General features: G+C 38.2%; 9 protein-coding genes, 1 pseudogene and 1 riboswitch. All 10 genes and pseudogenes read left to right on the top strand.

Annotated features, from left to right (window positions below; translation table 11 throughout):
* Positions 1–273, top strand: coding sequence for a metal-sensing transcriptional repressor (locus BUE08_RS08890; RefSeq protein ID WP_059031201.1), 273 nt, complete (start codon positions 1–3; stop codon positions 271–273).
* A gap of 101 nt (positions 274–374) precedes the next feature.
* Positions 375–1,007: a PAQR family membrane homeostasis protein TrhA gene (trhA, locus tag BUE08_RS08895; protein ID WP_213996400.1), complete on the top strand. Its 633-nt coding sequence runs from the start codon at positions 375–377 to the stop codon at positions 1,005–1,007.
* A gap of 33 nt (positions 1,008–1,040) precedes the next feature.
* Entirely contained in the window at positions 1,041–2,072 is a 1,032-nt protein-coding gene (locus BUE08_RS08900; RefSeq protein WP_213996401.1) for a dipeptidase, read from the top strand.
* Positions 2,073–2,085: 13 nt separating this feature from the next.
* Positions 2,086–2,553, top strand: coding sequence for an RDD family protein (locus tag BUE08_RS08905; RefSeq protein WP_281797008.1), 468 nt, complete (start codon positions 2,086–2,088; stop codon positions 2,551–2,553).
* Positions 2,554–2,593: 40 nt separating this feature from the next.
* Positions 2,594–3,418, top strand: coding sequence for a Cof-type HAD-IIB family hydrolase (locus tag BUE08_RS08910; protein ID WP_281797010.1), 825 nt, complete (start codon positions 2,594–2,596; stop codon positions 3,416–3,418).
* Between the two features lie 29 nt (positions 3,419–3,447).
* A complete protein-coding gene (mntA, locus tag BUE08_RS08915) occupies positions 3,448–3,882 on the top strand; it encodes a type VII toxin-antitoxin system MntA family adenylyltransferase antitoxin (RefSeq protein WP_059031210.1) in 435 nt (144 codons plus the stop codon).
* 154 nt (positions 3,883–4,036) lie between these two features.
* Positions 4,037–4,672, top strand: a complete 636-nt coding sequence (locus BUE08_RS08920; RefSeq protein WP_213950659.1) for a cyclase family protein — start codon at positions 4,037–4,039, stop codon at positions 4,670–4,672.
* 27 nt (positions 4,673–4,699) lie between these two features.
* Positions 4,700–5,878: a M20 metallopeptidase family protein gene (locus BUE08_RS08925; protein ID WP_281797014.1), complete on the top strand. Its 1,179-nt coding sequence runs from the start codon at positions 4,700–4,702 to the stop codon at positions 5,876–5,878.
* Positions 5,879–5,911: 33 nt separating this feature from the next.
* Complete coding sequence (gene hflX / locus BUE08_RS08930) at positions 5,912–7,153, top strand: GTPase HflX (protein ID WP_213997368.1); 1,242 nt, start codon at positions 5,912–5,914, stop codon at positions 7,151–7,153.
* Between the two features lie 101 nt (positions 7,154–7,254).
* A riboswitch (cobalamin riboswitch) is annotated at positions 7,255–7,432 on the top strand.
* Positions 7,433–7,615: 183 nt separating this feature from the next.
* Positions 7,616–7,720 (top strand): annotated as a pseudogene (locus tag BUE08_RS08935) (IS607 family transposase); the annotation flags it as partial.
* Positions 7,721–7,781 lie beyond the last annotated feature (61 nt).

The following is a 7,781-nucleotide window of genomic DNA, read 5'->3' on the forward strand; positions in this document are numbered from 1 at the left end:
TTGAGAGCTGACAGGGAAAGGGTTTTAAAAAAGTTAAAAACCGTAAGAGGGCAGATAGACGGTATTATAAAGATGGTAGAAGATGATCGCTACTGTATTGATATTTCAAATCAACTTATGGCGTCTATAGCAATTTTAAAGAATATAAATCAAGAGGTGCTTGATGCCCATCTGAAACATTGTGTAACCGAGGTTTTTGATTCAGATGAAACATCAGATAAAAAGCAAAAGATTGATGAGATAATCAAGATAATAGATAAACTTTCTAAATAAAAGTTGTTCATTATTATTTTAGAGGAATTGTTCACATTATGCCGAATAACTATATATAGACTTTGCAGCATATCCAGAAATTTAGGAGGCACACAGTATAAATGAGAGAACCGGTCAATACATGGACGCATTTTATTACATTTTTAGCAGGAATCGTAGGACTTGTCTATTTAATTATATTTTCCTATGGTGATCTTGCAAAGCTTGCGACAATGGGAATTTACGGAGCAAGCATTGTAATTCTTTACGGAGCCAGCACAGCCTACCATTGGGCAAACACTACACCTGAAAAGCAGCTTATACTGAGAAAATTCGATCATATATCGATTTTTATCTTAATTGCAGGCACATATACGCCTGTCCTCTATTATGGTCTCGAAGGAACATGGAGATGGGCCATGCTTGCGGCTATTTGGGGACTTTCGCTAGTAGGCATAATAATAAAGATATTTTTTTTGGGGATTCAACGTTGGGTTTCAACAATGTTTTATATCATCCTCGGTTGGATGGCTATCGTTCCAATGTCCCGCTTAATCCAGGCTTATCCAAAAGAAGCCATGCTGCTTCTGTTTTTAGGAGGTCTGTCTTACACCGTCGGGGGAATAATATATGCTACGAAGATTTTCAACTTTATTCCCAATAAATTTGGTTTTCACGAGGTTTTTCATATATTTATTTCTATAGGCTCACTGCTGCACTTTGTAATGATCGCAAAATTCATATTACCTATGTAAAAGATTATATACTTTGAAATCGGAGGTCTGCCCATGCAAAAGGAATTAGAGGAGCATATAAAGAGCATCCATGAAAATTTTACTATAGTAGATGCACATTTGGATTTGCTTTGGGATGTTGAAAAAAGGAGAAGAAAAGGCGAAAAACAGATAATAGAGACATATCATCTGCCGGATTTTAAGGAAGGCGGAGCAAATATCATAGTTTCATCAATATATATCACCGAAGATTATCTTCCGGAACTTGGGCTTAGAAAGGCATTAGATCAAATTAGCGCTTTTTACTCAGAGCTTGATGAATCAGGGGATAAGATCAAATTTATAAAAAGCTATGCTGATGTAAAAGATGCATTAGATAACAAAATGATAGGTATCCTTTTATCTTTTGAAGGAGTAGATCCCTTGATGAATGATATAAGCCTTCTAAGACTTTTTTATGAACTTGGAGTAAGAGGCGTTGGAATTACTTGGTCAAGGCGAAACTTCGCCGCGGACGGATGTAGTTTTTCTAAAATAGAGGATAAAAAGAACGGCCTTTCAAAATTTGGCGAAGAAGTTGTAACAGAAGCGGAAAAACTTGGTATGATAATAGATGTAAGCCATTTAAATGAGGCGGGATTTTGGGATGTTATGAAAATCACAACAAAACCTGTGATAGCATCTCATTCCAATTGCCGAGCCCTCCACAAAATAATGAGAAACTTAAGCGATGAACAAATAAAAGCCATAGCCAAAACAGATGGTGTAATAGGTATTAACGGTGTAAGCTCAATAGTCGCAGAAGGCCATGCGGATATAAAAGCCTTGGCAGACCATATAGATCATTTGAAAAGCATAGCCGGAATAAACCATATTGGCCTTGGATTCGACTTTTGCGATAAAATATTTGGGCATAATACGGATCCAAAGAGCAAAAAAGAAGACGAGGATTATGATGTAGTAAATGGATATCCTGATATTTACAGGCTTACAGAAGAACTTATAGCAAGAGGATATTCCGATAATGAAATCAAGCTTATTTATGGAGAAAATTTTTTAAGAGTTTATGAAAATATCTTAAAGTAGAGGAGGATTAATTATGCAGTACAAAAAGGCGGACCTGTTTAAAAGATTTATTGCCTTGCTAATTGACGATATCGTTGCAAGCCTTTTCGTCTATATTCCTATACTGGGAGCCTTGGTAAGCGCAGTTTATCTCTTAACTAAGGATGCAATAGCTTTTGAAATAACGAAGAATCCGGACTTCAAAAACCGCAGTTTGGGCAAAAAGGTCATGGGACTTGAAGTGGTTTCCTTTGACGGCAGTGATATTGATTGGACAATATCACTAAAAAGAAATCTGCCCCTTGCTATAGGCAGTGCTTTTGGTATAGTTCCTATTATAGGCTGGGTTGTAGGAGGAATTATCGAATTTGTAATGGTAATAGTTGAAGCCGTACTTGTTATAAGCGATGATAAGGGCAGAAGGCTTGGGGACAGATGGGCAAACACCCAAGTAGTAGAAAGCCGGGATATTATAAATCAAGACGATGTAATAGATATATAAAACACTTGCAAATTTTACTTAAAAGGATTGAGCGTAATAAATGTCGATAAAATATAAACTTGTTGTATGTGATTTAGATGGAACACTTTTAAACTCGGCTGAAGAGATAAGCCAAGAAAATAAAAAAGCCGTTAATATGCTAAAAGATGCAGGTATAGAGTTTGCAATAGCTACAGGAAGACATGATCTTATTGCGGCAAAATATATTTATGATCTTGACATTAAGACACCTTTGATAGCTTGTAATGGTGCCCTTATAAAAGATGTCCGCCGAAAAAGAGTCCTCTACGAAAAATTAATACCATCGGATATAGCTGCAAGAGTTATAAATTACTGTAAGACCAACTATTTCGACTATCTGGTATATACCCCTGATGCAATATATTATAGCGAAGATTCACAGCGGGTAAACGTAGTGATGAACTACAATAAAAGTGTAAAAGAAGAATTGCGTGCCAAAACATATAAAATAAGGGATTTGGATATCTCAAGAGATAAAATAATAAAAATATTAATTGCAAGCCAAGAAGATAAAATTATAGAAAAATTAGATAATGACATAAATCAAGATAACAGCTTAACTATAGTAAGTTCCGGCAAAGGACTGATTGATATTATGCGAAGCGGTGCATCAAAAGGAAACGCCCTTTTGATTTTATGCGATAAGCTCGGTATTTTGCCTAAAGAAACTGTTGTTTTTGGAGACAGCCATAACGATATTAGCATGTTTGAAGTTGCCGGCCTTGCCATTGCGCCGGAAAATGCAGAAGAGGAAGTTAAAGAAGCAGCGGATTATGTGACACTTTCAAATGACATGTCAGGAGTCGCCCACGCAATAATGAGTATTATTGAAAAGGCAATTTAAGAATAACTTGCTAAAAGAGGCATCTTTGTATGAATAAAAAAGATTGTATCGAAATTGTAAAAGAATATTTTATAAATCGAGAAGATATTTCTACTGTTTATTTATTTGGTTCTGTTGCAAAAAACAGGGCAACGAAAGGCAGTGATGTAGATATTGCTATATTGTTTACCGAAGGCTTACCCCTATTAGACCGCTTTGAGCGAAAACTAGAAATTGCCAATGATTTAGAAGATCTATTAAAATTAAAAATTGATGTCGTAGATTTAGAAACTGCTGATCCATATTTTATACATCAAGTAATGCTTGGCAAGGAAATAATTTTAGATAAGAATACAGAAAGGCGCGTATCTTTTGAAGTTAAAAAACGGGAAGAGTATTTTGACAGAAAATATTTCTATGATCTGTATTACAATCAGGCGCTAAAAAGATTAGAAGAGAAAGGGAGAAAATATCACAATGGTTGAGAAAGAAACGATAGTGAGGCGACTAGCGTTTCTCGAAGAATATTGTAGAGATTTAGACGAAGCCAGGCAAACTATAACCTTCGATACCTTTGCAAGAGACAAGATAGTCCGCAGAATCTAAGCTTGCAAAATCCATATAAGAAGGAGGGTTACTATGAGGATTGTAGATCTTTCCCAGAGCTATAAAGTTGGTATGCCGCTTTTCCCCGGAACTGCGCCTATTACAATTAAGCAAATCGCGCAGATAGACAATGGAGGCTTTAGGATTACAGAATTTCATGCAGGTGTTCATGTTGGCACGCACTGTGATGCCCCGGCCCACTGCATAAAGGGGGCGAAAACCTTAGATGAAATTCCGTTGGATACTTTTGTAGGTGATGCAGTTATTGTAAATGCTCCGGTAGAAAGAAAAGAGCCGATTGGAAAAGAGGTGCTAAAAAATTGTGAAATAAAAAGAGGAGATATAGTCCTCTTAAAAACCGGGTATTCCAAATACTGGGGCAACCCAAAGTATATCGATGATTCGCCTTATCTTTCACAGGAACTGGCGCAAGCCTTAGTAAAACTTGGCATTAAAGCGCTGGGCATTGATTTTATTTCTCCGGATCCCGTTGAAAGCACAGAGGCACCTGTCCATAAAATATTGATGGGAAACGGAATACCTATAATAGAAAATCTTAATAATCTTGATAAAATAGATAGGCCGCGGGTATTTTTCTCTGCAGCCCCTCTTCTCATAGATAAATCTGACGGCGGCTTTACCCGCGCATATGCTGTATTGGAGAGATAATATATTATACCAAAGGAGAATTTATAAATGGATTATCTAAAAAGAGCAATGGAAATAAAAGAAGAAATAATTGCAAATCGCAGGTATTTACATCAAATTCCTGAACTTGGAATGGAACTTCCGAAAACCAGTGCTTTTGTGGTTGAAAAACTTAAGGAAATGGGCTATGAACCCAAATTGATAAGCGGTTACGGGGTAACGGCTACTGTAGGCAAGAAAACAGATGGCAAAGTAATACTGCTTCGAGCCGATATGGATGCCCTTCCCATGGAGGAAGAAAGCGGCCTACCCTTTGCGGCTCGCGGCAAATGCGCCCATACCTGCGGCCATGATTTACATACGGCCATACTTCTCGGTGCGGCTAAGATGCTGAAAGAATCTGAAGAAGAATTAGAGGGCATCGTTAAGCTGGTTTTCCAGCCCGGTGAAGAAACTCTTGAAGGTGCAAAAGCCTTAATTAGAGATGGCATTCTCGAAAATCCAAAAGTAGATGCAGCAATGGCTGCCCATGTAATACCACTTCTGCCAACTGGATTTATAGGATATAACAAGGGTGTGGTTGCCGCATCTGCCGACTACTTTATAATTACGCTTAAAGGACTTGGCAGCCATGGGGCATGCCCGCAGCTTTCCGTTGACCCCATTAACATGGGTGTTCATCTGCACTTGGCACTGCAAGAGATTATAAGCCGCGAGGTAAATCCGGAGGAAATGGTGGTTCTGACCGTTGGAAAATTCCAGTCCGGCTCAGCAGGTAATGTAATTCCGGAAAAGGCTGTTTTAGAAGGAACTTTGCGGACATTTAATGAAGAAACAAGGAAGTTTGTTCTCAAAAGGATAGATGAAGTTACGAATGGAGTAGCTTCAACATTTCGTGGAAATGCGGATATTAATTACAAAGGTTCGGTATCGTCTCTTAAAGTGGATCCTGAAATGGCAGACATAATCGGCCAAGCCCTAAAAGAACTGCTGGGTGAAAAAAACGTGGCTCAGACAGAGGAGAGAATGACCGGATCTGAAGATTTTGCCGAAATTGCAGCCAAAGTTCCGTCGATGTTCTTCGTAATAGGGACAGGGAGCCCGGAAGAAGGATATCGCTACGGAGGCCATCATCCAAAAGTCGTATTTAATGAAGAGTGCCTTCCCATAGGAGCTGCAGCTTATGCCCATGGTGCTGCTAAATGGTTGGAAAGGGTGAGGCAGTAAAGCCGTATGTAATAATATATAAGAGGTGTTGTAATGATTTCAACTGAAAACAAAAGCACAAAAGCCCTGCTTTTAGGCATGTTGAATGATATATCCGATGAGGACTCCTTTAAAGAACTGAAACTTTTAGCAGAGACAGCGGGAGTCGAAGTGGTTGGAGAAGCAGTACAAAAAAGAAATAAAATTGATCCTGCATATTACGTGGGGAAAGGCAAGGCTGAAGAAGTGGCGCAAGCAGTAAAAACCCTTGGAGCAAATGCTGTTATTTGCGATGATGAGCTTTCGCCTGTCCAAATTAGAAATCTGGAAGATCTTACAGGTGTCCAGATAATCGACAGAACAATGCTGATACTCGACATTTTTGCTCAAAGAGCTAAGACTTCTGAAGGTAAAATACAGGTGGAGCTTGCTCAACTTCAGTATATGATGCCTCGGCTTACCGGGAAAGGGATAGAACTTTCTCAGGAAGGCGGCGGAATTGGAACTCGGGGACCCGGCGAAACTAAGCTGGAAACCGACAGGCGGCATATTCGCCGTAGAATTCACCATTTAAAAGAAGAACTGGAAGACATACAAAAAAGCCGCAAAATTATTACTCAGTCTCGCGCCTATCCGGTGATAAGCCTTATAGGTTACACGAATGCAGGGAAATCTACTTTAATGAATGCCCTGACGAATGCCGGCGTAAAGACTGGCGATAGGCTTTTCGAGACTCTTGATACTACAACTCGAGGCCTTATTCTACCAGATGGGCGAAAAGTTCTCTTATCAGATACGGTTGGCTTTATAAGGAAACTTCCTCATCAATTAGTAGATGCTTTTCGCGCAACTTTGGAAGAAGTAAAAGAAGCAGATCTTTTAATTCATGTGGCAGATGGGTCAAGCCCCACCGTTGAAGAAGATATTGCAGTGGTGAACTCAGTATTAAAAGAACTTGGCGTAGAAAAAACACCTATAATAATTGCAATAAACAAAATAGATATAACGGGAGATACAGCTATTTTTATCGAGGGATACAATAAAGACAGCACTATAGGAATTTCAGCGCTTACCGGCAAAAACCTCGATAAACTTTTAGATGCCATATGCCGCATGTTGCCTTCCAATCGTCGCAAAGCCGAGCTTTTAATACCTTATGACAATGCTTCGGCATTAAATGAGATACACCAAAACAGCGCAATCAGCGAGACCGAATATCTAGACGAGGGTGTAAAAATTAAAGGCGAAATCGATATTGCTAAATTAAAAAAATATGAAAAGTATATTATAGGTTAAAGAAGCTTAGAATATACCGGATAAACTCCTTTCATAATCACAGGAGAGAATTGACACAATATATAGTATGAGATAAAATCAGAATGCCTATATGTTGATAATTAAATATTTTATGCACAGGTGCCGATTAGTTTTGGCTAAAAAGGGAAGCAGGTGTAAATCCTGCACGGTCCCGCCGCTGTAATGGGAAGATACTGTAAATTTGCCACTGAGTTTTTTGGGAAGGCTACGGTATCCATGAACCTAAGTCAGAAGACCTGCCTGTGCTAAACACCTTACTCTACGGTCGATAGGGGGCAGGATATGAAAATTATATTCTATGGTTTTTTATAACCTCTTGACTGCTTGCCAAGAGGATTAATTTTTTTATGGAGGCGAAAAACAGCTAAAAATATTTTACAAATATCTATTATATACAACTTATAGACTTTATACTCTTATTGCATATAGAGGTGATTTTAAATGGCATATTATAGTATTGGGAAATTTGCTCAATTAATAGATAAAACTACACAAACTTTAAGAAATTGGGATAAAAATAATATCTTAAAACCCGCCTATATAACACCATCTGATTTAGATATTATTTAGATGATTAAAACCTACAAAGTAATGCTTTTACCAAATA

Source organism: Tepidanaerobacter sp. EBM-49, assembly GCF_001896645.1.
Classification (GTDB): domain Bacteria; phylum Bacillota; class Thermosediminibacteria; order Thermosediminibacterales; family Tepidanaerobacteraceae; genus Tepidanaerobacter; species Tepidanaerobacter syntrophicus.